Source organism: Microbacterium sp. R86528 (assembly GCF_044596335.1).
GTDB lineage: Bacteria > Actinomycetota > Actinomycetes > Actinomycetales > Microbacteriaceae > Microbacterium > Microbacterium marmarense.
Genome location: NZ_CP138996.1, coordinates 2670999 through 2695644, shown reverse-complemented (window position 1 = coordinate 2695644; position 24646 = coordinate 2670999). Strand labels below are relative to the sequence as shown.

20 protein-coding genes are annotated in these 24646 nt (G+C 63.5%); 6 read left to right on the top strand and 14 right to left on the bottom strand.

Features of this window, described 5'->3' with window-relative positions; translation table 11 throughout:
• Positions 1–99: 99 nt before the first annotated feature.
• The 3 genes from SJY18_RS12455 to SJY18_RS12445 all read right to left on the bottom strand — a co-directional run bounded on the left by SJY18_RS12455 (position 100) and on the right by SJY18_RS12445 (position 4035).
• Complete coding sequence (locus SJY18_RS12455) at positions 100–1089, bottom strand: sugar ABC transporter permease (protein ID WP_337337370.1); 990 nt, start codon at positions 1087–1089, stop codon at positions 100–102.
• A gap of 1 nt (position 1090) precedes the next feature.
• Positions 1091–2713: an ABC transporter permease subunit gene (locus SJY18_RS12450; protein ID WP_396667803.1), complete on the bottom strand. Its 1623-nt coding sequence runs from the start codon at positions 2711–2713 to the stop codon at positions 1091–1093.
• Positions 2714–2790: 77 nt separating this feature from the next.
• Positions 2791–4035 carry an extracellular solute-binding protein gene (locus SJY18_RS12445; protein WP_396667802.1) on the bottom strand — a complete coding sequence of 415 codons (1245 nt, stop codon included), beginning with the start codon at positions 4033–4035 and terminating at the stop codon, positions 2791–2793.
• Between the two features lie 233 nt (positions 4036–4268).
• On the opposite strand from SJY18_RS12445, the gene SJY18_RS12440 reads away from it, so the two are divergent.
• Positions 4269–4757, top strand: coding sequence for a YajQ family cyclic di-GMP-binding protein (locus tag SJY18_RS12440; RefSeq protein WP_337337367.1), 489 nt, complete (start codon positions 4269–4271; stop codon positions 4755–4757).
• A gap of 419 nt (positions 4758–5176) precedes the next feature.
• Here SJY18_RS12440 and SJY18_RS12435 read toward each other — a convergent pair whose 3' ends face one another.
• Genes SJY18_RS12435 through SJY18_RS12420 form a run of 4 tightly spaced genes read right to left on the bottom strand, consistent with a single transcriptional unit; the run spans position 5177 to position 9031 of the window.
• Positions 5177–6550, bottom strand: a complete 1374-nt coding sequence (locus SJY18_RS12435; RefSeq protein ID WP_396667801.1) for an FAD-dependent oxidoreductase — start codon at positions 6548–6550, stop codon at positions 5177–5179.
• A 32-nt stretch (positions 6551–6582) separates the two neighbouring features.
• Positions 6583–7638 (bottom strand): polyprenyl synthetase family protein, encoded by a 1056-nt coding sequence (locus SJY18_RS12430; protein ID WP_396667800.1) that lies wholly within the window; start codon positions 7636–7638, stop codon positions 6583–6585.
• Between the two features lie 34 nt (positions 7639–7672).
• Positions 7673–8434, bottom strand: a complete 762-nt coding sequence (locus SJY18_RS12425; RefSeq protein WP_396667799.1) for a demethylmenaquinone methyltransferase — start codon at positions 8432–8434, stop codon at positions 7673–7675.
• 51 nt (positions 8435–8485) lie between these two features.
• The gene (locus SJY18_RS12420; RefSeq protein ID WP_396667798.1) at positions 8486–9031 is read right to left on the bottom strand and encodes a DUF402 domain-containing protein; all 546 of its coding nucleotides are present in this window, start codon (positions 9029–9031) and stop codon (positions 8486–8488) included.
• 43 nt (positions 9032–9074) lie between these two features.
• Between SJY18_RS12420 and SJY18_RS12415 the strand changes: the two genes are divergently transcribed.
• Positions 9075–10340, top strand: a complete 1266-nt coding sequence (locus tag SJY18_RS12415; protein WP_396667797.1) for an isochorismate synthase MenF — start codon at positions 9075–9077, stop codon at positions 10338–10340.
• A 6-nt stretch (positions 10341–10346) separates the two neighbouring features.
• Here the strand turns inward: SJY18_RS12415 and SJY18_RS12410 are convergent, their stop codons facing one another.
• The 3 genes from SJY18_RS12410 to SJY18_RS12400 are packed head-to-tail and all read right to left on the bottom strand — an operon-like array spanning position 10347 to position 13524.
• Positions 10347–11210, bottom strand: coding sequence for a polyphosphate kinase 2 family protein (locus tag SJY18_RS12410; protein WP_396667796.1), 864 nt, complete (start codon positions 11208–11210; stop codon positions 10347–10349).
• A 39-nt stretch (positions 11211–11249) separates the two neighbouring features.
• Positions 11250–13061: a 2-succinyl-5-enolpyruvyl-6-hydroxy-3-cyclohexene-1-carboxylic-acid synthase gene (gene menD / locus SJY18_RS12405; RefSeq protein WP_396668920.1), complete on the bottom strand. Its 1812-nt coding sequence runs from the start codon at positions 13059–13061 to the stop codon at positions 11250–11252.
• Between the two features lies 1 nt (position 13062).
• Complete coding sequence (locus tag SJY18_RS12400; RefSeq protein WP_337337360.1) at positions 13063–13524, bottom strand: PLDc N-terminal domain-containing protein; 462 nt, start codon at positions 13522–13524, stop codon at positions 13063–13065.
• 88 nt (positions 13525–13612) lie between these two features.
• On the opposite strand from SJY18_RS12400, the gene SJY18_RS12395 reads away from it, so the two are divergent.
• Positions 13613–13894, top strand: a complete 282-nt coding sequence (locus tag SJY18_RS12395; RefSeq protein ID WP_396667795.1) for a DUF4229 domain-containing protein — start codon at positions 13613–13615, stop codon at positions 13892–13894.
• Positions 13895–13900: 6 nt separating this feature from the next.
• Here the strand turns inward: SJY18_RS12395 and SJY18_RS12390 are convergent, their stop codons facing one another.
• Genes SJY18_RS12390 through SJY18_RS12380 form a run of 3 tightly spaced genes read right to left on the bottom strand, consistent with a single transcriptional unit; the run spans position 13901 to position 17010 of the window.
• Positions 13901–14881: a 1,4-dihydroxy-2-naphthoate polyprenyltransferase gene (locus SJY18_RS12390; protein WP_396667794.1), complete on the bottom strand. Its 981-nt coding sequence runs from the start codon at positions 14879–14881 to the stop codon at positions 13901–13903.
• Between the two features lie 58 nt (positions 14882–14939).
• Positions 14940–16094, bottom strand: a complete 1155-nt coding sequence (locus SJY18_RS12385) for an AMP-binding protein (RefSeq protein ID WP_396667793.1) — start codon at positions 16092–16094, stop codon at positions 14940–14942.
• A 16-nt stretch (positions 16095–16110) separates the two neighbouring features.
• Positions 16111–17010 (bottom strand): 1,4-dihydroxy-2-naphthoyl-CoA synthase, encoded by a 900-nt coding sequence (locus tag SJY18_RS12380; RefSeq protein WP_337337356.1) that lies wholly within the window; start codon positions 17008–17010, stop codon positions 16111–16113.
• Positions 17011–17099: 89 nt separating this feature from the next.
• On the opposite strand from SJY18_RS12380, the gene SJY18_RS12375 reads away from it, so the two are divergent.
• Genes SJY18_RS12375 through SJY18_RS12365 form a run of 3 tightly spaced genes read left to right on the top strand, consistent with a single transcriptional unit; the run spans position 17100 to position 20946 of the window.
• Positions 17100–17630 (top strand): hypothetical protein, encoded by a 531-nt coding sequence (locus SJY18_RS12375; protein WP_337337653.1) that lies wholly within the window; start codon positions 17100–17102, stop codon positions 17628–17630.
• Between the two features lie 46 nt (positions 17631–17676).
• Positions 17677–20511, top strand: coding sequence for an ATP-binding cassette domain-containing protein (locus SJY18_RS12370; protein ID WP_396667792.1), 2835 nt, complete (start codon positions 17677–17679; stop codon positions 20509–20511).
• Between the two features lie 48 nt (positions 20512–20559).
• On the top strand, positions 20560–20946 hold the full coding sequence (locus SJY18_RS12365; protein ID WP_337337354.1) for a glucose-6-phosphate dehydrogenase: 387 nt from the start codon (positions 20560–20562) through the stop codon (positions 20944–20946).
• 40 nt (positions 20947–20986) lie between these two features.
• On the opposite strand, the gene metH is transcribed toward SJY18_RS12365, so the two are convergent.
• Positions 20987–24616 (bottom strand): methionine synthase, encoded by a 3630-nt coding sequence (gene metH, locus SJY18_RS12360; protein ID WP_396667791.1) that lies wholly within the window; start codon positions 24614–24616, stop codon positions 20987–20989.
• Positions 24617–24646 lie beyond the last annotated feature (30 nt).

The following is a 24646-nucleotide window of genomic DNA, read 5'->3' as shown; positions in this document are numbered from 1 at the left end:
TCGAACGCGGCACTGGCGCTCACTACCGAGTATCGCGCGGCGCGACACGAACGCGCATCGTCCACACCGGGTCGGCCGCGATCACACCGCGCCACTCGACTACTTCACACTGCCCGCGGTGAGACCTCCCACGATGTAGCGCTGCAGCGCGAGGAAGAGCGCCACCGGAAGGATTGCGGCCAGCACAGCACCCGCCGCAAACACGCTCCAGTTCTTCGAGAACTCGTCAGATATGAACTTGTAGAGTCCGACCGCCAGCGTCTGCTTTTCGGGGTCGATGAGGATGACGCTGGCCAGCACGAACTCACTCGAGGTGCCGATGAAGCTGAGAAGGCCCACGACCGCGAGAATCGGCGCGACGAGACGCAGGATGATCGTGAAGAAGATGCGTGCGTGGCCGGCGCCGTCGATCTTCGCAGCCTCGTCAATCGATGAAGGCACGGTGTTGAAGAAGCCGTACATGAGGTAGGTGTTCACACCCAGCGCGCCGCCGAGATAGATCATGATGAGCCCGATCTGGCTGTTGAGCCCGATCGCCGGGAATACGTCGCCGATAGCGACCATCAGCAAGAAGATGGCGACCATCGCGAGCATCTGCGGGAACATCTGCACCACGAGCAGCGTCGTGAGACCGAATCGGCGTCCGGTGAACCGCATGCGCGAGAACGAATATGCGGCGAGTGCTCCGAGAAGAACCGTGCCGGCTGCTGTGACCAGCCCGATGATGAGGGTATTGATGTACCACGCACCGTAGGGTTGCCGGTCGCTTGAGAACAGCGTCAGGTAGCTGTCGATACTCGTATTGGAGAACAGGGAGTTCGCCGTGAGCAGCGTGCCGCCAGGGTTGAGCGACGCCGACAAGACGTACAGCAGAGGAAAGATCGCGAACAGCGAGATGGCAATTGCCACGAGGTGACGCCATCCGGTCTCGCGAAAATACCGTTTGAACGGACGACGCGGGGCTGCGGCGACACCGCGCACGCCCGCAGTACCGCGCCCCGAGGTGCTGGCGGCCAGTTCGTCGTCTTGTGCGGCGACGTTGTCGATGAGTCCACGCGCCGCGGGGGCACCGGGTCTGAGGTTGCTCATGTCAGTTGATCTCCTCGAGTGCTTTGGTGCGCCGGAAGGCGATCACCGAGATCGTGCCCACCAATAGGAAAATGATGATCGAGAACGCGCTGGCCAGGCCGTAGTCGGCCGTCGAACCGACGAACGCGACCTTGTAGACCATCGTGATGAGGATGTCGGTCGCGCCGACGTTAACGCCGGCCGCCGCATCGCGTGGTCCGCCACCGGTGAGCATGTAGATCAGGCTGAAGTTGTTGAAGTTGTAGGCGAAGGACGCGATCAACAGCGGCGCAACCGCGACGAACAGCAGCGGCAGCTTGATGTTGCGGAAAACCTGCCACGCAGTCGCACCGTCGACGCGCGCGGCCTCCTGCAGTTCGTCGGGGATCGCCTGCAACGCTCCCGTGCAGATGAGGAACATGTAGGGAAAGCCGAGCCAGAGATTCACCAGCAGGATGCTGAACTTCGCCAGCCACTCGTTGGTGAGCCACGGCACGTCGGCTCCCCCGAGAAGTACGACGTTGATGAAGCCGAACTCTTGATTCATCATTCCGGCCCAGACGAGCGCCGAGAGAAATCCGGGGAACGCGTACGGCAGGATCATAATCAGCCGGTAGTACTTCTTCGACTTCATACGCGGATCGTTCAAGACGATCGCAACGAAGAGTCCGAGAACGAACGTCGTTGCAACCGAGAAGAACGCGAAGACGAAGGTCCATACCAACACCGACAAGAACGGACCGCGAATAGATTCTTCGCTGAAAGCCCGCACGAAGTTGTCGAAGCCCACGAAGATCTGCCAGCCCGGCCTCAGCTCCGAGCCGTCGTCGGCGACAAATGCGCCGGTTCCCTGGTCGGAATACACCGTACCGGTGCGGGTGTCGGTCATCGTGTCGGCTTGCTCGTCATAGACGAGCTTCGAGGTATAGACGTAGGCCGACGATCCGTCGGGGGTGCGCAGCGCCCCATCGTTCGGGTCGTCGCTGATCGGAACCGCGATGTCGGCGATGGCCTCTTGGTTGGCGACGATCTCTGCGAAGCCGAGCGAAGTGTAGCCGTCGATCGCGACCGCTTTGCTTCCGTCCATCTCGGCACCCGTGACCGGCTCAAGCGGACGTTCTTCGCCACCGATCTCGACGGTGCCGTCGGGATCGGTAACCAGGAAGGAGAATTCGCCGAGCTGTTCGACGACGGTGAGTCCGTAGGCGGGTGAGTCGGGCACGCGCTCCTGTGCCGACAGCATGAGCGAATTGATCGCACTGTCTTTGTCGCTGTTGTGACCGGTGCCGTAGTTCGTGAACGCAACGTAGCCCGTGTAGCCCGCGGCGAAAATCTGAAAGACGAAAAGGAACACCAGGCCAGGAATCAAGTATTTGGCTGGCAAGTGCCCGCGACTGAGGTAGATCCAGTTGGCGTAGGCCGTCACAGCGAACACTACGCCCGCAGCGACCCACTGGTCGCTCTGCAGCAGCACGAGGATCGAGTACACCGCGAGCGCATCGATGACGCCGAGCGCGACGATCTTGACCAGCAGCACTTTCCAGCCTGCCGCGGCGGCATCTGCCATCCGTGCGGCGCGGGCCGAGCGTTTGGTCCGCTGAGCGTCGACCGCGAGGTCGCGGTCTTCGGTGGTGGGGGTCGTCATTGGCATCCCTCGACTTGGAGACTACATGGGCCGAACAGCGGGGCGACACCGGTGGTGCCGCCCCACTGAGCGATTGCTTATTCGATGGCGCTCTGTACGTCGGTTGCCATCTGATCCCACAGCGTCGCAGGGTCGCCGCCGTTGATGATGGCAGCTTCGGTGACGCCCCAGAACTCCCATACCGCGCCCATCTCTGGAATCGACGGCATCGGCACGGCATTCGCGCCGACCTCGCCGAACCCGGCAACGATGGGATCGCTGGCGACGGCCGCGTCGAAGGCCGAGCTGAGTGCAGGAGCGCGACCGCCAACCTCATAGAGCGCGGTCTGCACTTCTTCAGATCCCACGTAGTTCACGAGGAACTCGTTAGCGGCGAGGCGGTTCTCGCTCTCGGACGAGAGGAAGAAGCCCTGCACACCGGCGAACGGCTGCGCGTCCTGGCCACCTGCCGAAGGAATGGCATCGACAGAGAAGTTGATGCCAGCTTCTTCGATCGCCGGAACGTTCCAAGGCCCGGTCAGGTAGAACGGCGCGCCACCACTCGTGAAGTTCTCAAGTGCGAGCTCGCCCGTGATGTTGGTGTTCAGAACACCGGCTGCACCCTGCTCGCCGAGCCAGGTTGCGAACGCCTCGCCGCCGTCGTTGCCGATCTGAAGGTCATCGGCGTTGTAGCTGCCGTCGGCGTTGTTGCCGAAGACTGGAGCGCCGAACGAAGTCTGGAACGGGTAGAGGTGGTACGGGTCGGCTTGCTCGGGGTCGAGGCCCACCAGGAACTCGTACTCGGTGCCCGCGGCCTGAGCCATGGCGATCATGTCGTCATAGTCTGCGGCGGCCTCGGGAGCGAGGTCGGTATTGCGAATGAGGGCGATGTTCTCGATCGCGTACGGCACAGCGTACGTCTGGCCGTCGTAGGCCCAGGCGTCCACCGCGACCTGTTCAAAGTCCGAGGACTTGTCACCGAGTTCCACGGGCGCCACCACACCGTTGGTGGCGAGCACGCCGAGCCAGTCATGCGCACCCACCGCGATGTCGGGTCCTTCGCCGGTCGGAACCTGCTGCACGAACTGGTCGCGGATCTCGCCGAACTCTTTCTGGATGAGTTCGACGTCGACACCGGTCTGCGCCGTGAAGTCAGCGGCGGCTTCTTCCAGTACGCCCGCCCGGTCTGCATCCACCCAGACGGTGATGGAACCGGTCATCTCGGGTGCTGCCGTGTCGTCGTCGGTCGTCGTGGAGCCTTCGCCAGCGCAGCCGACAAGGGCCAGCGATGAAACAGCCACGATCGCGCCGAACGTCGCGATGCTCTTGTTGTTCACCTTCATTGGTGTGTGCCTCTCTCAAAGTCAATGGATGCGACCGGCCGACGCCAGCGCCGCAGCACCGTAGAAGGCCGTTCTTCCGCCCGCGAATGCAAGCGCTTACATTCTTATCACGAGATTCTCGTAGATCAAATCCGCAAGATGATTCGATATCCTCCTGTGATCAAAGCGGCGAGTGGAATCGCTTGCATAAAACCAACGCGCAACAACAACGGCTCACGGATAGACTTCCGCGCATGGCAGATTCATCATTCGACATCGTGAGCAAGGTCGATCACCAAGAGGCAGAGAACGCCCTCAATCAGGCCCGCAAGGAGGTCGAGCAGCGCTACGACTTCAAGGGCACTGGCGCCTCGGTTGAGTGGAGCGGCGAATCAATTCTGGTCAAGGCGAGCACCGAAGAACGTGCGAAGGCTGTTCTCGATGTCTTCCAGTCCAAGCTCGTCAAACGCGGCATCTCGCTGAAGAGCCTCGAGTCAGGCGAGCCTTTCGCCAGCGGCAAAGAATTCCGCATCGTTTCGACGATCAAAGACGGCATCTCGTCTGAGAACGCGAAGAAGATAAGCAAGCTGATCCGCGACGAAGGCCCCAAGGGTGTCAAGTCGCAGATCCAGGGCGACGAATTGCGCGTGCAGTCAAAGAGCCGTGACGACCTGCAAGAGGTGCAGCGCCTGCTCAAGGCGGCCGACCTCGAAGTCGACCTGCAGTTCATCAACTACCGCTGAGTCGCTGGCCGCCACCAGGGCATGACCGCGTGATGCCCTGTCACGCAGCGACCACACCCCCTCAGCGGCTCATCCGTAGCGGACACACCCCGCCAAGACCCCCAGCGTCTTAAGACGTTGGGGGTCTTTCTTGACCCGCGCGCACGGAGCTGAGCATCTCTCGCCCCACCGCCGAGAGATGCTCGGCGACCTGTCGACCCTCGTTTACCACTCGTTCACATAGAAGGTCTTCTATGTGACACGGATAGAAGCTCATCTATCTGAACTGCCTGCACCGGCGGTTCGCTGTAGCCGCGCATGCGGCTCCCACGCTTCGCTCGGTGAACTCTCATGAGGCATCTTCCGATAGTAGTCGGATAGACGATTGTCAATGTGTAGCTAGTCGCGCGAGGAGCGTGGTTCCGACCGGCGGTCGGGCGCTAGCCTCCGCGCGAAACGCGCACCATCTCATCGCGTGGCACGACCTTGACACGCGCGCGCTCTTGATCAGCGCCCAGAGCGATCTCATGCTCGTCGAGCCGGTGCCAACCCTCAAGATCGGTCCACTTCACGCCGCGCGTGGCAAGCAACTCAACAATCGCTGCTTCTGAGGGATCGGCGGGCTGCCACCACGAACCTTGGTCGTTGATAATGTGCCGCACGGTTTCCATCGCATCGGATTTGGTGTGGCCGATCAGCCCCACGGGTCCGCGCTTGATCCAGCCGGTGGCATAGACGCCAGGAACGCGCTCGTTCGAGTCGTTGCGCAGCACTTGCCCCTCGTGATTGGGGATCACGCCATGTCGTGTGTCGAAGGGCACGCCAGGCAACGGCGACCCGAAGTACCCCACCGCGCGATAGAGCGCCTGCACCTCAAGTTCTCGAATCTCTCCGGTGCCGACAACGCCGCCCTCGCCGTCTGGACGAGTGCGCTCGTACACGAACGCACTCACCCGACCGGAAGCATCTTTCTTCACCTCGACAGGCTTGGCCCAAAAGTGGAGGTGTAGGCGTCGCGAGCAGTCGCCACCCTCATTGTTGACGGACGGGCGCTTTCGCCATGACTGCAGAATTCGGTCGATCACCATGACCTGCTTATTGCTGGCGATGGCGGCCTTCGAGGCTTCGTCGTAGTCGAAGTCTTCGTCGTACACAACGGTGTCAACGTCACGCATTTCACCGAGCTCACGCAGTTCGAGCGGCGTGAACTTCACCTGGGCAGGTCCGCGGCGACCGAACACGTGCACATCAGTGACGGGTGAGCCCGCCAGACCCTCGTGCACGTTCGCGGGAATCTCGGTGGGCAGCAGGTCGTCGGCGTGCTTGGCAAGCATGCGTGCGACGTCGAGCGCCACATTGCCATTGCCGATGACTGCAATGGACTCTGCATCGAGCGGCCACTCCCGAGGCACGTCGGGGTGCCCGTCGAACCAGCTGACGAAATCCGCTGCGCCATAGGAACCGTTGGCGTCGATGCCTTCGATGTCGAGATCGGTGTCTCGAATCGCTCCCGTCGAGAAAATCACCGCATGGTAGTGATTCTTCAGGTCTTCGAGGGTGATGTCTTCGCCGAAGCGCACGTTGCCGAACAGTCTGATGTCGCCACGGTCGAGCACCCCGCGCAACGCGGTGACGATCCCCTTGATGCGGGGGTGATCGGGCGCGACGCCGTAGCGCACCAATCCATACGGTGCGGGCAGGTGCTCGAACAGATCGATCGACACATCGAACTTGCGCTCTGCTTTGAGGATGATGTCGGCAGCATAGATGCCCGCCGGTCCGGCACCTACGATTGCGAGTCGCAGCTTCGTCATGATTCCCCTTTGATCACTGAACCAGCGGTAGATCAGCGAGAGCGATCGACGACTGCCCGTGCAAAACGAGTCAGTGCGTCGCGCACTGCGCCATCAGGCAGCGGCGCCAACGCGTCAATCGATTCCGCCGACCAGCGGTGTGCAAGGTCGAGCGTGGCCTGCGTCGATTCGTGGTCGCGCAGTTCGGCGAGCGCATCATCTAACAGCGCCGGATCAGCACCGTCTGCGATCTGCGCGACGCCGTCATCAATACGTTCGCGAAGTGCTGTGGCCGAAGTGTCTGAACGCTGTGCCAGCAGAAGGTAGGGCATTGTCGGCACGCCTGCTCGCAGATCGGTGCCGGGCACCTTGCCTGTTTCGTCGGGGTCAGCCGACAGATCGATCACGTCGTCGAGCAACTGGAACGCCACACCGACCTTCTCGCCAAAGACGGTCAACGCCCCTTCGAGCTCAGCGGGTCCGTTCGAGAACGTCAAGCCAGTTCGTGCTGCCGCAGAAATCAGCGAGCCCGTCTTGTCTGCCAACACCCGCAGATAGAACTCAACCGGGTCATCGTCGTCTTGGGCACCTGTGGTCTCGTGCATCTGCCCAATCACGAGCCGTTCAAACGTGTCGGCCTGCAGACGAATAGCAGCCTCACCGTGCCGTGCCATGATCTGGCTGGCACGCGAGAAAAGCAGGTCGCCGGTGAGAATGGCAATGTTGTTGCCCCACACCTCGTGAGCCGCCGGGACACCTCGTCGCTTGTCTGCAGCATCCATCACATCGTCGTGATAGAGCGAACCTAGGTGGGTCATCTCAAGGGCTGTGGCCCCATCGATCACCTTGTCGGTCGCGCCGTCGCCCAGTTGGCAGGTCAGCAGAGCGAGCATCGGGCGCACGCGCTTGCCGCCGGCGTCATAGAGATAGCGGCTGGTCGCGTTCGCGAGAGAATCTGCCATAGCGAGCTCACGCACAAGCGCGGCATCCACACGCTCAAGGCCAGCCTCCACCGTCGACAAAAGCCGGCGCGAGCGGGGACCGGCGAAGATTCGGTCGCTCAAGCCCAGCTTGCTCGCGATGCGCGTGCTTGGAGCCGACGATGTCACCACTCCAGCCTAGCGCTGGTACGGCTAAGCGAGATCAGCTTGCACCGTTGGGCTTGCAGCCACGGTGAAGCGCGACGATCCCCATCGATAGATTTCGATGGGCGACGTCGCTCCAGCCTGCTTCACGCAGCCACGCCGAAAGGGTCGGCTGGTCGGGCCAGTCTTTGATGGATTCGTTGAGGTAGTCGTAAGCGTCAGCGTTTGAGCTCACAGACTTTGCGACCACGGGAAGGATGCGGTCGTTGTAGAAACGGTACAGGCCACGGAACGCGGGCGACGGGGGCTGCGAGAACTCACAGATGACAATTCGGCCGCCCGGTTTGGTCACGCGCAACAACTCGCGCAGCGCCTTCTTCGGTTCGTTGACGTTGCGCAGACCGAACGACATGGTGACCGCGTCGAACTCGTTGTCGGCGAACGGCAGCTCGGTTGCGTCGGCCTGCACGAACGTGAGGTTTTCGACGCCTCCGCCCGCCGCTGACGGACCATAGCGACGAACACCCTCGGCGATCATGCCGCGCGAGAAGTCAGCGGCAACGATCGTGGCGCCGCTGCGCGCCAGCGCCACACTTGATGCGCCGGTGCCTGCTGCGAGATCGAGAATGCGCTGCCCAGGCTTCGGGGCGATTGCGCGAGTGGTTGCAGCTCGCCACAGCCGGTCATTGCCCATGCTGAGCACCGTGTTGGTGCGGTCATAGCCCGCGGCGACTTCGTCGAACATTCCGCTGACGCGCGCCGGGTCTTTATGAAGATCAGCGCGGTGAGAGTCTGGCGAAAAAGCGTCGTTCGAGGTCACCCGTTGAGTCTAGGGCGTCTGACATGCGGGCCGGCTGGTCTGGAATGGATGCTACTCAAGTTCCAGGGCTGCGAGCTGTCTGAGCCAGTGCGAGACCGTGGTGTCGTCAAACGGAGCAGTGCGTGCGGTTACTTCGCGTTCCAAGTCGCTGGCAAGGGCGTCGAGAAACTCGACCACGTCAGCGGGGTAGCCGTAGCCCACTCGGTGCTCATCCCATTCATCGCGGTCGTCTATGTAGACCCCGCCGTCGACGCGGTCGACCACATCAAGATCCATATCGATACCGGTCGGCTCACCGTTGCTCCAGCGCACATCCCACGCGAGATCTATGTACACGCGAGTGCGGTGCGGCGCGGCATTGTGGGTGAAGGCATAGTCGCCGCTCGGCGGCATCAACGTGACATTGGCATGGTCGGCGACGAACGATCGCGCCGGTCGAGAGCTGCCCCACCCCGGAATCTGCCCAAACCAATCGCCCCACTGATCCTGACCCAGATAGACGCAATCGTGAACCCAGTGCACCCCACCATCCCACTTGCGCCATCGAAACTTGAGGCGAGTGCCCGGTGCAGGTCTCTCGATCGCGGATTCAGTCACGCGTGCGAGTCTAAGCGCGCCGGACGCGTCTAGGCTGAGATGTGTGACCGAACCGCCTCGCCTGCCGCGACTCGTCGTCACAACTCGCGAGATCGACCCGGTCGACGACCTGCTTGAGTTCGCTGGCCCCGCTTCACCGCTTGCATGGCTGCGGCGTGATCGCGGAATCGTCGGTGTCGGCATCCCCCTGGTTGAGATCTCTCTTTCAGGAGCGGATGCGACACCCGAGCACTTTGCGGCACGCTGGCGCGAGCTTGCGGCGGCCGCCGAAATCGATGATGCGGTGAGCCTTCCTGGCACCGGGCTGGTCGGTTTCGGCACCCTGGCTTTCGACCCCGAGGCATCGGCGTCACCGAGCGTGCTGCTCGTGCCGCCGACGGTGATTGGTCGCTCCGGTGATCGGGCGTGGCTCACCTCCATTCACCTGGCCGACGACATCGCCGCAACCGAGGCGCCCATTGCCCGACCATACGGTCCGCTCTGGTCGGCGACTCTCGGACCGGGCAGCCAAGACCCGGCTGGCTATCAAGCGTCAGTCAGCAGCGGCTTGACTGCGATCGCCAACGGCGACTACGAGAAGATCGTGCTCGCGCGCGACGTGGTCGGCACAATTCCTGCGGGCGCCGATCTGCGCAGGCTTGTGCGCGCTCTCGCCGGTGACTACCCCGATACGTGGACGTTCGCCGTCGACGGCCTCGTGGGCGCAAGTCCCGAAACGCTCGTGACGGTGCACGGCGGCCGGCTCACTGCTCGAGTGCTCGCCGGCACCATTCCTCGCGGCACCGATGCGAGTGACGATGTCGTCGCGTCGGATGCCCTTGCGCACAGCGCGAAGGATCTCAGCGAACATCGCTTCGCGGTACGCAGCGTGCTCGAGACCCTTGCGCCGCATGCCACCAACCTGCATGCCGATGATGAGCCGTTCGCCCTGGAGTTGCCGAATCTCTGGCACCTGGCGACAGACGTCGCTGGTGATATCTCTCACCACGCTTCGGCACTCGATTTGGTGGGGGTGATGCACCCCACGGCCGCGGTGGCGGGCACGCCCACACAGACCGCGATTCGCGCGATCCGCGCCCTTGAGCCGTTCGACCGGGGGCGCTATGCGGGCCCGGTGGGTTGGGTCGACGGCAACGGCGACGGTGAGTGGGCGATCGCCCTGCGCTGCGCTCAAATCGGAGAGCCTGACGACGAGACGATCCCCGTTGTTGCACATGCCGGTGCGGGAATCGTGCGCGGCAGCATCCCCGAGTCTGAACTGCTTGAAACGCGCGTGAAACTTCGCCCCATCATCGACGCCCTCGCCTAGTCAGGCTCAGCTGGCGGCGAGCCGCGCTTTCTCGGCCGCAACGTCGAAGGTCGCGGCCGGCCAGCGCGGATCGATGTCTTCGAGCGCCTCAAGAAGCAGGTGTTGCACAGCAAGACGGGCGTACCACTTGCGGTTCGCTGGCACGACGTACCACGGCGCATGCTCGGTTGAGGTGCGCTCGAACACGGTTTGATACGCCGCCATGTAGTCGCCCCACAGCTGTCGCTCGTCGACGTCACCCGGGTTGTACTTCCAGTATTTGTCCGGCCGCTCCAACCGCTCTGCCAGCCGCGACTTCTGTTCTTCGCGAGAGATGTTCAGCATTACCTTGACCACCCGGACGCCAGAGTCTGTCAACCGCTTTTCAAAGTCGTTGATGGCGCCATAGCGCCGCTCGATCTCGTCGGGTGCGGCAAGTTCACGCACTCGTCCGATGAGAACGTCTTCGTAGTGCGAGCGGTCGAAAACGCCGATGAACCCGGGCTCAGGGGCACGCTGTTCGATACGCCAGAGAAAATCGTGCGCGAGTTCCTCTTCGGTCGGCTTCTTGAAGGCGGTCAACGCCACGCCCTGGGGGTCGACCGACCCGACGACGTGTCGGACGATTCCGCCCTTTCCTGCCGAGTCCATTGCTTGAAGCACGAGCAGCACCGAAGCGTCGGTGGCGTCAACGCGGCTCTGCGCAAACAGTCGCTCCTGGTATTCGTCGAGCTGCTCTGCCCCCGCGGCCAGGTCATCTTTGGCGTGCGCTTTGTTTTGCTCATATCCCGGCGTCGACTGCGGGTCGACGTCTGCGAGGACGAACCCTTCGCGCACCCGAAGCAACTCGGCCACGTCGTCACTCCAGTGTTTCTGGCTGCGGGCGATCATCGTGTTCTCCTTGAGATCATCTAGTCAGGATGCCAGGGGTTACCGCTCGAGCGATACCTCAATGATCTGCATTCCTCCGACCGGCGAGGTGAGCGCCTGGTCGAGGGCGGCACGCGTCTTGACATGGTGGTATTCCCAGCCGTAGGCGTGCGCGAGCGAATCAATCCGCACACTCTGCGGGGTGTAGAGCACTCGGTTCATCGCATCGTCTGAGGCAACCTCAGCAACCTCGAGACTGTCGAAGATCGTTCCCCCGCGGTCGTTGCCGATCACGACTTGAATGCGCGGCTCAGCCTCGCTTGGCGCAATCAGCATCGCGCCGACGTCGTGCAGAAACGCGAGGTCGCCGAGCAACACACGCGTAACCCCGGCGGCATCGCCGGCTTGGCTGGCCAAGGCGACGCCGAAGGCTGTAGCAACGGTGCCATCGATTCCCGCGAGACCCCGGTTGGCGTGCACGGGCACCTTCTTACCCGCGAGCACAGCGTCAGCGACTCGGACGAGCCGCGATGAACCGAAGAACAATCTGTCGTGCGGCCACGTCGCACGCCAGACAGCATCGACCAGCGATTCCCGATTCAAAGGTGCACGAATAACGGCCAGTTCGGCGGCGACCGCGGGAAGGCGGGTATCGCGCTCGGCTGATGCCAGCGCACGTGCGTCGGGCGCTGGCGGAGTGAGATCTACCGCGAGTCGCCTCGACGCCGACAGCCATGCACCAAGCCATTCGCGGTCAGTCGCCCCCGGGGCAACAACCACCGCATCAGCCGCGACAGTCGAACCGTTCAGGTTGAGCGGTTCGCCGGGGCCGCGCAATGCGATCACCTCTACGCGCGCGTCGGCCAGCAGCCCCGCGACCTCGCGACTGAGGGTCGGGTGACCGAGCACAATGGCGCGCTGGATCATGCCGCCGAGTTCAGCCTCAGCGAGCAACGAGCGATAGCCGTGCACGAGTTGTCGGCCGAATCTGGCCCCGCTGACGATTTCGGCTATGAGCGGCCATCCACCGAGATGCGCGAGCTCTTCGGCGTCGGCACCCGCATCGGCGCCAGCAATAACAACCGTTCGCGGCCCACGCTCGATGACCAACGGAAAGTCGCCGGTGTCGCCCGGCAGATCGGACTCACCGATGCCCCCGCCGCCTTGATACAGCGCTCCCGACATATCTTCATCGTGCTCATCGCCCGGGAATGAGGCCTCACGAACTTCGGGTGTCGAAGCAACGGTGTCGGCAGAGGCGTCACCGAACCACGTGGGAAATTCGCCAGCGAGAGGCTCGCGGTAGGGAACGTTCAAGTGCACGGGCCCCGGCGAGCGCAGCCCTTCGCCGAGCGCAGCAGCCATCGACTGGTTGGCGATCTGGCGCAGCATCATGCTTTGCTCGCCATCACCGCTCTCGTCGATGTCGACGGGCACCGGAAGATCCGCCTCGAATCGAGCGTCGCGGGCGAACATGCCGGGTTGATGGGTAGTCTGATTTGCCCCGATCCCGCGCATTTCGGGTGGGCGATCGGCGGTGAGCAGAATCAAGGGCACACCGGAGTGGTGAGCTTCGAGGGTCGCCGGCAGCAGATTCGCCACCGCCGTGCCCGACGTGCAGATCACGACGGCGGGCATTTTGCTCTCTCGGCCTATGCCCAGGGCTGTGAAGCCAGCAACCCGCTCATCGACGCGAACATGCAACGAGATGATGCCGCGTCGTTCCAATTCGGCAGCGGCAAGCGCCAGTGGCTGCGAGCGTGAGCCCGGACTCACAACAATATGGGCGACGCCGAGTTCGACCAAGCCGCCGAGCAACGCCGCAGCCGCATCGGTCGCGGCTGCCGCGATCCGGTGATCGTGCCGGGCCATCTCAGCCGAGCGCGCCGCGGTGACCACGGTTGTCGTCGTCACCATCAGAGACGTGGGGCGAAGAATCTGGGTCGCTCACCGTGTCGGCATCGCTTGGCTGCGGGTCTTCGTCGACGACGTTGTAGTTCGTCTTCCACTTTGGATCGTCGTCTTCGCTATCAAGCTGGGCGAGCTCTTCTTCGAGTCGGCGGATGCGATCGTCTTGCTCGCTTGTCGACCCGAGCTTGCCGAGAAACTCGGGATCATCGTCTGGAGCGTGCCGCTCCGCGGCTTTCGCCGCACGCATGCGGCCCACGCTCAACCAGAGCAGTCCGCCCAGCACCGGAAGCAGCACGACGATCAGAATCCACACGGGTTTTGACACACCGCGGTGACGAGTCGGAGGCTGGACGGCGCAATCAACAATGGTGAAGACCCAGAACGCGGTCGCCACCAGGGCCAGAATCAGCAGCACCCGAGGCATCTCCCTATCCTATGCGCCAGAACGCGCTCGCGGTCCGCGCTTGACGTAGAGCAAGCTGTGTGTTCGCACCGCGGCTTAGGATGAAGGTGTGAAAGCTCGCTCCGCCCTCGTCTATTCGGTGTTGCGCCTGCTCGCATTTCTCGTGCCTTTCGGCGTGCTCATGCTGTTGCCGATCATGCGCGACTATTACTGGCTGGCCGCAATCTTCGCTGCGCTCATCGGCCTGAGCCTCTCGATGCTCTTCTTGCGACGACCGCTCGAAGACATGGCTGCCAGCATGGCGGAACGTCGCGCCCGCGCGACCGCGCCTGTCACCGACGAAGACGTGGAAGACGCCGCGGCTGATGCCGTGGACTCTCCCAAAGACTGAGTTCGTTCAGCCCACGAACGCCCAGCACAACACCGCGCCGTAGGCCAGCGAGGTGAGCGACGTCACGCTCAGCGCGACGACGAGTTCACGCGGGTCGCGATACGTCCACACAATCAGGATTGCCGCGACGGCCGCCACCATCGGCAGCAGGCTCAGCCATGCGATCGGATAGACCAGAGCGAGAAGAATCGCAATGGCAAAAGGCAGCAGCACGAATACCGTGAACAGCCACCGCGTGGCCGTTCTGCCGATCAGAACCGTGAGAGTGCGCTTGCCCGCTTTGCGGTCTTGATCGATGTCGCGCAGGTTGTTGGCGAGCAGCACCGCACACGCAAACAGTCCTGCCGCGATCGCCCCGAACCATGCTTCCTGAGGGAGTACGAAAGCCTGCACCCAGGTTGTGCCCAGTGTGGCAACCAGTCCGAAGAAGACGAACACGACGACTTCGCCGAAGCCGTAATAGCCGTAGGGCCGTTTGCCGCCGGTGTAGAACCAGGCGGCAGTTATCGAGATGACGCCGACCAGCAGCATCCACCACTGCTCAGTGCGAATGACGATCGCAAGGCCCGCGACAGCGGCCACCGCGAAGAACGACAGTGCGACAAGCAGCACCGTGCGCGGGTTCGCTTTGCGCGCTCCGGTCAGCCTGGCGGGGCCGACACGGTAGTCGTCGGTGCCACGAATGCCGTCGCTGTAGTCGTTGGCATAGTTCACGCCGATCTGCAGCGCGATCGCGACCACAAAGCAGCACAGCGCAATCACCCAGTGAAAGGCATCGGTCACCACCAGGGCGGCGCCCGTGCCAATCAGCACCGGTGTCGCCGCAAGCGGAAGGGTGCGGAGGCGCGCTGCGCCAATCCAGTCGCTCGCTCGCGCTTTCTCAACTCTCGCCGGGTTCTGCGATTGGGTCGTCTTCTGCGGGTTGCCGCGCGAGACGTGCTTCTTGGAGCCCGGACGTTTGCGTTTCTTGCTGGAGGTGCCTGCCACGAGTGGTCATCCTAGACCGCGAATCAATGACCTGGCGAAGCCGAGGCTCATCGGCGCGTCAGCGCAGAGCTCCCACGACCCGCCGAATCGCTTCTCGGTCGGGCTTTCCTGAGGGAAGCATGGGCAGTTCATCAACGAGCACAAGCCGCGACGGTCGCGCATGGGCACCGAGCTGTGCGGCGACCGCATCGCGGGCCTCTTGCAACTGCACCGCTTCGCTGCGCCGCAGCGATTCACCGCGCCGCGCCACGACAACCGAGGCCTCGCCCCACTTGTCGTCATCGACCGCAACGACGACCGCACCGTGCAGACCCGTGATCGAACGCACCGCGTGTTCGACGCGGTCAAGCGAGACATTCAAGCCACCCGAGACGATGACATTGTCGATACGGCCATGAATGCGCAGCAGCCCACCGTCGATGAGCCCGGCGTCACCGGTTCGATACCAGCGCGCGCCGCTGTGGTCGCGGACGAAAGTCGTGTCGGTGAGCTCGTCGTTGCCGAGATAGCCGTCCGCGAGGGTCGGTCCAGACACCTGCACCTCTCCCCGCTCGACGCGGAGCGCCACACCTCGCAGGGCTGACCCGTCATAGACGCAACCGCCACTGGTTTCTGTCGAGCCATACGTGCGCACGATGCGCACCTGCTCGGCCTCGGCCCGCTCGCGCATCGCCACTGGCATTGCTTGGCCGCCGATGAGGATCGCTTCAAACGAACGAAGCGCCGCTCGCACCGCCGAGTCGTGCTCTGCGGCGTCGAGCAGCTTTGCCAGCTGAGCGGGCACGAGCGAGGTGTAGGTGGGAATGCGCTCGCCGCGATCAGTCGACACCATCATGAGGGATGCTGCGGCAAAGCCTTGCGGCGTGAATGAACCGCTCATGATGGCGGGTTCACGATCGGCCACGATTGAGCGCACCAGCACTTGCATTCCCGCGACATAGCTCGCCGGCAACGCGAGCAGCCACATTCCCTCGCCGATTCGGTCGGCGGTCGCCAGCGCGCTAGAGGTCAGCGCGTCTCGGCTCAAGGCGACACTCTTGGGTACACCGGTAGAACCCGAGGTCGTCACCACTACCGCCGTGCCGGCCCGCACATCAGTGGGCATCGTTGACACAGCGCCCAGAGCGAGCGCGGGGCCGGCGCCGTGCAGAGCGGATCGCACCGCACGCAGCACCTCTCGGGGGTCATCCCCGGTGACGGGCTGCAGCTTCATAAGCGCACCATGCGCGTCAGAAGTGCCAGGGGTACGGCGACCAGTCGGGTGCACGCTTCTCGAGGAACGAGTCACGACCTTCGACGGCTTCATCGGTGCCGTAGGCGAGGCGAGTCGCCTCACCGGCAAATACCTGCTGGCCGACCAAACCGTCGTCGACCGCGTTGAAAGCGAACTTCAGCATTCTGATCGCCGTCGGCGACTTGGTGAGAATGGTGCGAGCCATCGCGATTGCCTCGTGCTCGAGTTCGGCGTGCGGAACGACACGGTTGACCGCACCCATCTCATACGCCCGCTGGGCGGAGTATTCCTCGGCAAGAAAGAAGATCTCGCGCGCGAACTTCTGCCCGATCTGGCGTGCGAAATAGGCCGAGCCGTAGCCCGCGTCGAACGAGCCGACATCAGCATCCGTCTGTTTGAACTTGCCGTGTTCGGCGCTTGCGATTGTGAGATCGCAGACGACGTGAAGCGAATGACCGCCGCCAGCCGCCCAACCCGGCACAACAGCGATAACGACCTTGGGCATGAAGCGGATCAGCCGCTGCACCTCGAGGATGTGCAGTCGACCGGCGCGCGCGGGGTCGGTGACCGAGTCAGTCTCGGAGTATTTGTATCCATCCCGGCCGCGAATGCGCTGATCGCCGCCCGAGCAGAACGCCCAGCCGCCGTCTTTTTCGCTCGGACCGTTGCCGGTGAGCAACACCACACCGATGCGCGGATCCTGTCGCGCTATCTCGAGCGACCGGTACAGCTCATCAACGGTGTGGGGGCGGAACGCATTGCGCACTTCAGGCCGGTTGAAGGCGACGCGTGCGATGCGCCCGTCGAGGGAGACATGCGAGGTGATATCGGTGTATGCGTCGGCGCCAGGCGCCAGCATCCACTCACTCTCATCGAACAGATCGGAAACGCTCACCGGCCCAGCCTACGACGCACGCGCAGAGTTCATGGTGAGACACATAGCGAAGCCCCACGGCGCACGCGCCCTAACCTGGAATCGTGACCATGACTCTGCGCGCTTTCGCGGCCTCTGCTGCCGCTGCCCTTCTAATTTCCCTCGCTGCCTGTTCTTCTGCCGACACCACGGCAACACCCGAGGCATCGGCAACCACCGAAGCCGGCTCCGGCGAGTGCGCTGGTGTGACAATCGTCGTCGAATTGCCTGAAATCGACGTGGCAGACTCCGATGCCGGAACCACGTGTATCGAAACGGATGAGGCGATCGCCGCCAGTGAAGCCGTAGCTGAGGCAGGTCTCACCACTGAGGGCACAGCCGAGTATGGCGACCAAGTGGTTTGCCGTGTCAACGGTTTTCCCGCCGCCGACTATGCACTGACCGCAGAAGACGGTTCTGATTACTTCGAGACGTGCGAGTCGATGCCCGCCGCGTTTGCGTACTGGTCGATGTGGGTGCAACCCGCCGACGGCGAATGGGGCTACGCCCAAGAAGGCCTCGGCACGCTTCAGTTGCAGCCCGGCGAGAGCCTCGCCCTGCTGTTCACTCTGAACGGCGAGCCCGCGGCACCCAGCGCCTGAACACCGAGCTCCTGAACACCCAGCGACTGAACACTAACCGCCTGACGTGACCTTTCGACCCGGACCCCTTCGTGCCGCCGCGGCTCTCGCTGCAGGCTTCGTTGGGGTTCGTGTCGTTTACCGGGTTCTTTTTCACGGCGCTGATGGGTCAGGAACGGTGGTGCTCGCACTGCCCGAGTACCGCCTGCCGGCTCCGCTGAACCATGTCGTGCTGTTGGGGCCTGCCACAACAGATGGACTGTGGGATGCTGCGGCGAGCGCAATGCCGATCGCGTTCACCATTCTGCTCTTCGGGGTCATCAACGCGCTCATCGATGTGCCACGCCTCCTTGCCCGTGGATCACGGCGTGGCCCGCTCAAAGGCGTTGCGCGCACACTCGCGGTAGCGTGGGCTGCGTTGCCAGCCCTGGCTGATTCGGTGCGCCGGGTGCGCTTCGCGCAGCGGTTGCGTGGCGAGCGAGGTGGGCCGCGCCTGCTCGCGCCCGTGCTCGAACGCACTCTCGAGCGCGCCACGGCCATCGCGTCTGCACTGGAGCTTCGCGGGTTGGCCGGAGCGGCAGCCGAGGGTGATTGCGAGCATCCCGCCAACGCGCTCGATGCAGCGATCACGCACCATGGCGCGCCCTCGCCAGCGGTGCGCATCGACGCGCTTGACCTCGCCCCGGGTCGGTTGACGCTCGTCACTGGCACCACGGGCAGCGGCAAGTCAACGCTGCTGCGGGCTTTGGCGGGGCTTCACAGTCATGTCGATGGCGGCACCATCAGCGGGCGACTCGACGTCGTGGGCCTCGATCGCGTCGCTACACCACCGCGAGATACCGCTCGACTAGTCGGTGTCGTGCTGCAGAATCCCCGCGAGGGCTTCGCCACTGATCGCGTGCGTGATGAGATCGGTCTGACGCTTGAGCTGCGCGGGGTCGCTCCCGTGATCGTGGCCGCGCGTGTAGATGAGATCGCCTCCCGCATTGGCATCGAGTCTCTGCTGGCCCGGGATGTTCGAGGCCTCTCCGCTGGCGAAGCCACGCTGGTGGCTATCGCGGCCGCCATTGTGGAGCATCCGATTCTGCTACTCGTCGACGAGCCGCTTGCCGATCTTGATTCGCGCTTTCGTCGGCGAATTGTCGAGCTTCTCCGTGCGCTTGCGCACGACGCGGGCATGAGCGTCGTCGTTGCCGAACACCGACATGCCGACTTCTCATGCGTCGCAGATGAGCGTCTCGAGATCATCAACGGTGCGGTTGGTGCGGTGCCGCTGCACGCGGCGGTGTCGGCCATTCCGATGCTCGCTCGGGTGTCGACGGCGCGCGAGACGGTGGCGTTGAGCGCGAACGACGTCACCGTGATTCACGGTGACACCACCGCAGTACGGGGCGCCTCGCTGAATGTCGCGGTGGGAGAGATCGTCGCGCTGCGGGGCGCCAATGGTGCCGGCAAGTCGAGCCTGCTCGCCGCGATCGCGCTGCCGCCGCGTGATGCACACCTCACCGTAAAGGGCGTCGCGGTGACCAGGCGAAAGATCGCGCTGGTGCCCGACGCTTCCGATGACCTGTTCGTCTGCACCAGCGTGGGTTCGGAGTGCGCGCGGGCAGACCGCCGTGCACACGTGCGGCAAGGCACCACTGCAGCACGGTTCGCCGGTTTTCTTGGCCACGAGGCCGGGTCGGCGGCATTCCTCGCGCTGGCAGCGCAGCATCCGCTCGATCTCTCTCTCGGCGAGCGCCGATGCTTGGCAATCTCGCTGCAACTGGTGTCCTCACCACCGGTTCTGCTCGTCGACGAACCCACGCGAGGGCTCGATCCGGCGGCGAGTGCGCTCGTTTCTGCGGCACTGTCTCGTGCCGCTTCTGACGGCGCTGCGGTGCTCATGGCCACTCACGATGGGGACTTCGCTGCCGCCCTCGCCGACAGAACTCTGACGATGGCGAACGGGATCGTCTCAGAGCAACCGCAGGTGTCGAGCCCTGGTGCGACGCCGCAAACGCCGCAGACTCACGAAGATGCTTGGCGCGAGCCGCCGCCCGAGCCCGCACATCCTCTCGCGCTACGCCGCGTGACCGGCATGCCCGCTCGCTCGCGCGGGTGGCGATTCTCAGCTCCCTGGGTGGCTCTAACTGCCGCGAATCTCGTTGCCCTCGCAGCGTTTGCGTGGCCGCTCATGGCATACGCGGTGCCCGCGCAGTCGGCTGCCGCGGTTCCTGTTGCGGCCTTCGCGCTCGCCCCAGTGGCTGCCATCGTCGTGCTGATAGCCCTCGACGGCTCGGTTCGCGCAGCACACACCCTTGCGCTGCTGGGCACATTGGCGGCGATCGGCGCCGCAGTGCGCATTGTGGGAACCGGCGTCGGCGGAGTAGAAGCCGTCTTCATTCTGCTGATACTCGCGGGGCGAGCCTACGGCGTGAAGTTTGGCCTGCTGCTCGGATTGCTGACCATCGCCCTCTCGACCGTTGTCACAGGCACGTTCGGCCCGTGGACGCCATTTCAGATGTTCGCGTGCGCCTGGGTCGGTGCCGGGGCGGGCCTGCTTCCTGGTAGAGGGTCTGCTCGCGCCGAGATCGCAATGCTGAGCGTCTACGGGGTGCTTGCCGCATACGCCTTCGGTCTGATCATGAACCTCTGGTTCTGGCCATTCGCGATCGGCACGGGTTCGGGAATCTCGTACGAAGCAGGGGCACCCCTCACGCAGAATCTCGGCAGTTTCTTCGTTTACTCGCTAGTGAGCTCCACTCTCACGTGGGACACCCTCCGAGCGATCACCACGGTGATCGGTTTGCTCGTGGTGGGAAGCGCCGTTCTAGCGGCCTTGCGGCGCGCCAAACCCGTCGCTGCGCAACCGAGCACACCACGAAGCGGTGTTGAGAAGCCACTGCGCGTGGGACACTAGAGCCAGGTGACTCCCCATTCGGGTCGAAGCCGCCGAAAGGACTCCCCGATGAAAATCACCACCTCCTCCGACTGGCGCGACGAGATGCCGTTCGACGTTCCAGTCTCGGCGGCCGAGGTACTGCCAGGCGAGCCCACCCGCTGCGCTGGCTGTGGATCGGATGCTTCACTGAACCCACGAACGGTGATGTGGGCGGTCAAGCACCGGCATCCCAACAACCACGCCGGCTTCGTGCGCCTGTATTGCAGCGTGCATGTGCCCAAGCCCCCCGCACGAGCACCGGAGCTTTCGGTGACGAAGAAGCGCGAACGCCGCCCGGCCGCCCGCAAAGCAGATGCGGTTCCCGAGCGCCCGAAGATCCTCTGCCCCGACTGCTACGTCGAAGTGCCGTCGCACGGCACCTGCGGAATGTGCGGTCAGCAGGTCGCAGGCTAACCAGCCGCGGCCGGCTCACCGGCAATGCCGATGCGCCGTCTCACACCGAGAAGTACTTGGCCTCGGGGTGATGGAACACGAAAGCGTCGGTCGACTGCTCGGGATGCAGCTGCAACTCGTCGCTCAATTCAACGCCCATGCGTTCAGGCCTCAGCAGTTCAACCACCTTGCGTCGGTCTTCCATCTCGGGGCACGCCGGGTAGCCGAGCGAGAATCGCGCGCCGCGGTATTCGAGTTTGAACAGTCCCGCGACATCTTTCGGCTCTTCATCGGCGAAGCCAAGCTCGGAACGAATTCGGGCGTGCCAGTACTCAGCCAGCGACTCGGTCAGCTGCATCACAAGACCGTTCAGCTCGTAGTAGTCGCGATAGCGGTCTTCGGCAAACAGCTTCGCGGTGACTTTGTCGATAGCCGCACCGGCAGTCACAAGCTGCACCGGCATCACATCAATTTGGCCAGACTCCTTCGAGCGAACGAAGTCTGACAAGCAGAGGTGGCGATCACGGCGCTGGCGCGGAAAATGGAACCGAAGTCGTTCGGCGCCAAGCTGACCGTCAGAGCCACCGTCTGGAGCGAGCAGGCCCGCGGCGCCAAGCGTTCCTTCGCGGTCATCGCCGTGGTGAAGCAGGATCAGGTCGTCGCCTTCACTCTGCACCGGAAAGTAGCCGTAGGCAACCGAGGCATCGAGCATGCCTTCAGACAAGATGCGGTCAAGCCAATAGCGCAAGCGAGGGCGGCCCTCGGCCTCAACCAGCTGATCGTATGAAAGACCGTCGGCGCCACGCCCCGGCTTCAGCCCCCACTGCCCCATGAATGTGGCGCGCTCATCAAGGAAGGCCGAGTAGTCGGCGAGCGCGAGACCCTTGACGATGCGCGTGCCCCAGAACGGCGGCACCGGCACCGGGTTGTCGGCCAGAACGTCGGAGCGCGCGGGCATCTCTTCAGGCTCGGTGAGCGTGAGCTGGGTTCCCGAGCGATGAATCCGCTTCTTGAGCGGCGGCAGGCCCACTTCTGCCGGGTCGGCGCCGCGGGCAATCGCCACCAGCGGCTCCATCAGTGTCAGTCCCTCGAACGCGTCTCGTGCGTAGCGCACGTCACCGTCGAAGAGGCCGGCGAGGTCATCTTCCACGTAGGCGCGGGTGAGCGCAGCACCGCCAAGAATGATCGGCCACTTCTTCGCCAGACCCCGAGAGGAAAGCTCCTGCAGGTTCTCTTTCATCACGACGGTGGACTTGACCAGCAGCCCCGACATGCCAATCACATCAGCGTTGTGTTCTTCAGCGGCCGCGATGATCTCAGCGATTGGCTTCTTGATTCCCAAGTTCACGACGTCGTAGCCGTTGTTGGTGAGGATGATGTCGACAAGGTTCTTGCCGATGTCGTGCACGTCGCCACGCACAGTCGCGAGGATGATCTTGCCTTTGCCCGACGCATTGGACTTCTCCATGTGCGGCTCAAGCAGGGCGACGGCCGCCTTCATCGTTTCTGCCGACTGCAGCACGAACGGCAACTGCATCTCACCCGAACCGAAGCGCTCCCCGACAACCTTCATGCCCTCGAGCAGATGTTTATTGATGATTTCGAGCGCCGTCAAGCCGCTCTCGCGGGCGAGATCTAGATCGGCCTCCAGCCCCTTGGCTGCACCGTCGATGATTCGACGCTCCAGCCGCTCCCCGACGGGGAGTGCATCAAGTTCAGCGGCACGCTGATCGCGAAGCGCGGCGGTGTCGACTCCGGCAAAGAGGTCGAGCATCACAGCGAGCGGATCGTAGGTGAGGTTGCCCTCCGCGTCATATTCGCGGCGGTCCCAGACCAGATCGAGCGCAACCTTGCGCTGATCTTCTGACAGCGAAGCGAGTGGCACGATTTTCGCGGCGTCAATGATTCCTGAAGTCAAGCCAGCTTCGACGGCTTCGTGCAGGAAGACCGAGTTGAGCACGCTTCGCGCCGCGGGGTTGAGGCCGAAAGACACGTTCGAGACTCCCAACGTGGTGTGGATGCCCGGGTACTTGGCGGTGAGCCGGCGAATGGCGTCGATCGTCTCAATGCCATCGCGTCGCGTTTCTTCTTGCCCAGTGGCGATCGGAAAGGTCAGGCAGTCGACGATGATGTCTTCGACACGCATGCCCCAGTTCTGCACCAGGTCATCGACGAGGCGAGACGCGATACGCAACTTGTCATCGCCGGTGCGAGCCTGCCCCTCTTCGTCGATGGTGAGCGCTATCACCGCAGTGCCGTGCTCTTTGACCAGCGGCATGATCCGCCCGAAGCGGCTCTCGGGCCCCGCACCGTCTTCGTAGTTGACCGAGTTGACGACCGGGCGCCCACCAATCAACTCAAGCCCCGCGGCGATCACCGCTGGTTCAGTTGAGTCGATGACGAGCGGCAGGGTTGAGGCGCTGGCAAAGCGTGAAACGATCTCGCGCATGTCGTTAACGCCATCGCGTCCCACGTAGTCGGTGCACACGTCGAGCAGGTGCGCACCCACGCGAATCTGGTTGCGAGCGATATCGACGCAGTCGTCCCATCGCCCTTCGATCATCGCTTCGCGAAACGCCTTCGAGCCGTTCGCGTTGGTGCGTTCGCCGATCGCCAGGTAGGACGCATCTTGGTCAAAGGGCACGTGCTGGTACAGGCTCGCGATGCCCGCTTCGGGCGCGGCGGTGCGTCTGGTCGAGGCATCAACCGAGCGCAGTCGCTCGACGACGGCACTCAGGTGCTCGGGCGTAGTGCCGCAGCATCCACCAACCAGACCGACACCGAACTCGCGCACGAACTGCTCGTGAGCCGTGGCCAACTCGTTCGGAGTCAGTGGATAGTACGCGCCATCGGCGGTTAGCACGGGCAAGCCCGCGTTCGGCATGCAGGCCACCGGCACATTGGAGTGCTTCGACAGGTGCCGCAGGTGCTCACTCATCTCGGCCGGGCCGGTGGCGCAGTTCAGACCGATTGCATCGACGCCGAGAGGCTCGAGGGCAGTGAGGGCTGCGCCAATTTCGCTTCCCATCAGCATTGTTCCCGTGGTCTCGACGGTCACCTCGACGAGGATCGGAAGCCGAACACCGCGATTGACGATGGCCTGCTTGCAGCCGTTGATCGCGGCTTTCGTCTGCAACAGGTCTTGTGAGGTCTCAACGAGAAAAGCATCGGCGCCACCGTCAATGAGTCCCTCGGCTTGCAGGGCGAAAGTCTGCTTGAGGTGTTCGTAGGTGGTGTGGCCAAGACTGGGCAACTTAGTTCCGGGCCCCATAGATCCGAGCACCCAGCGCATGCGCCCATCGGCGGCTTCGGCGGCTTCTACCTGCTCGCGAGCAATGCGCGCACCGGCCGTGGCGAGCTCGAGAATGCGATCGTCGATGTCGTAGTCCGACAGATTCGACCAGTTCGCGCCGAAAGTGTTGGTTTCGATCGCGTCGATCCCGACAGCGAGGTACTCATCATGGATGGCCGCGATCATGTCGGGGCGTGTGACGTTGAGGATCTCGTTGCAACCCTCGAGTTGCAGGTAGTCGTCGAGTGTCGGCTCGTGCCGTTGCAGCATGGTGCCCATCGCACCGTCTGCGATGACGACGCTGTTCTGCACGGCGTCAAGCAGCGCCTGCGCACGCGCTGGTCGCGGCACCGCCTCGATATCGAGGGCGAAACGGGACGAAGTGCTCTGAGCGTTCACCCACGCGAGTTTACTCAGCGCGTCGCGTTG

Bases quoted from the DNA above. Each gene is read 5' to 3' on its own strand.
- SJY18_RS12440 (WP_337337367.1), top strand. From the start codon at position 4,269: ATGGCAGATTCATCATTCGACATCGTGAGCAAGGTCGATCACCAAGAG.
- SJY18_RS12410 (WP_396667796.1), bottom strand. From the start codon at position 11,210: ATGATCGCCCGCAGCCAGAAACACTGGAGTGACGACGTGGCCGAGTTG.
- menD (WP_396668920.1), bottom strand. From the start codon at position 13,061: ATGGCCCGGCACGATCACCGGATCGCGGCAGCCGCGACCGATGCGGCT.
- SJY18_RS12445 (WP_396667802.1), bottom strand. From the start codon at position 4,035: ATGAAGGTGAACAACAAGAGCATCGCGACGTTCGGCGCGATCGTGGCT.
- SJY18_RS12400 (WP_337337360.1), bottom strand. From the start codon at position 13,524: ATGCCTCGGGTGCTGCTGATTCTGGCCCTGGTGGCGACCGCGTTCTGG.
- SJY18_RS12385 (WP_396667793.1), bottom strand. From the start codon at position 16,094: ATGAAGCTGCAGCCCGTCACCGGGGATGACCCCCGAGAGGTGCTGCGT.
- SJY18_RS12435 (WP_396667801.1), bottom strand. From the start codon at position 6,550: ATGACGAAGCTGCGACTCGCAATCGTAGGTGCCGGACCGGCGGGCATC.
- SJY18_RS12365 (WP_337337354.1), top strand. From the start codon at position 20,560: ATGAAAATCACCACCTCCTCCGACTGGCGCGACGAGATGCCGTTCGAC.
- SJY18_RS12450 (WP_396667803.1), bottom strand. From the start codon at position 2,713: ATGACGACCCCCACCACCGAAGACCGCGACCTCGCGGTCGACGCTCAG.
- SJY18_RS12455 (WP_337337370.1), bottom strand. From the start codon at position 1,089: ATGAGCAACCTCAGACCCGGTGCCCCCGCGGCGCGTGGACTCATCGAC.
- SJY18_RS12375 (WP_337337653.1), top strand. From the start codon at position 17,100: ATGACTCTGCGCGCTTTCGCGGCCTCTGCTGCCGCTGCCCTTCTAATT.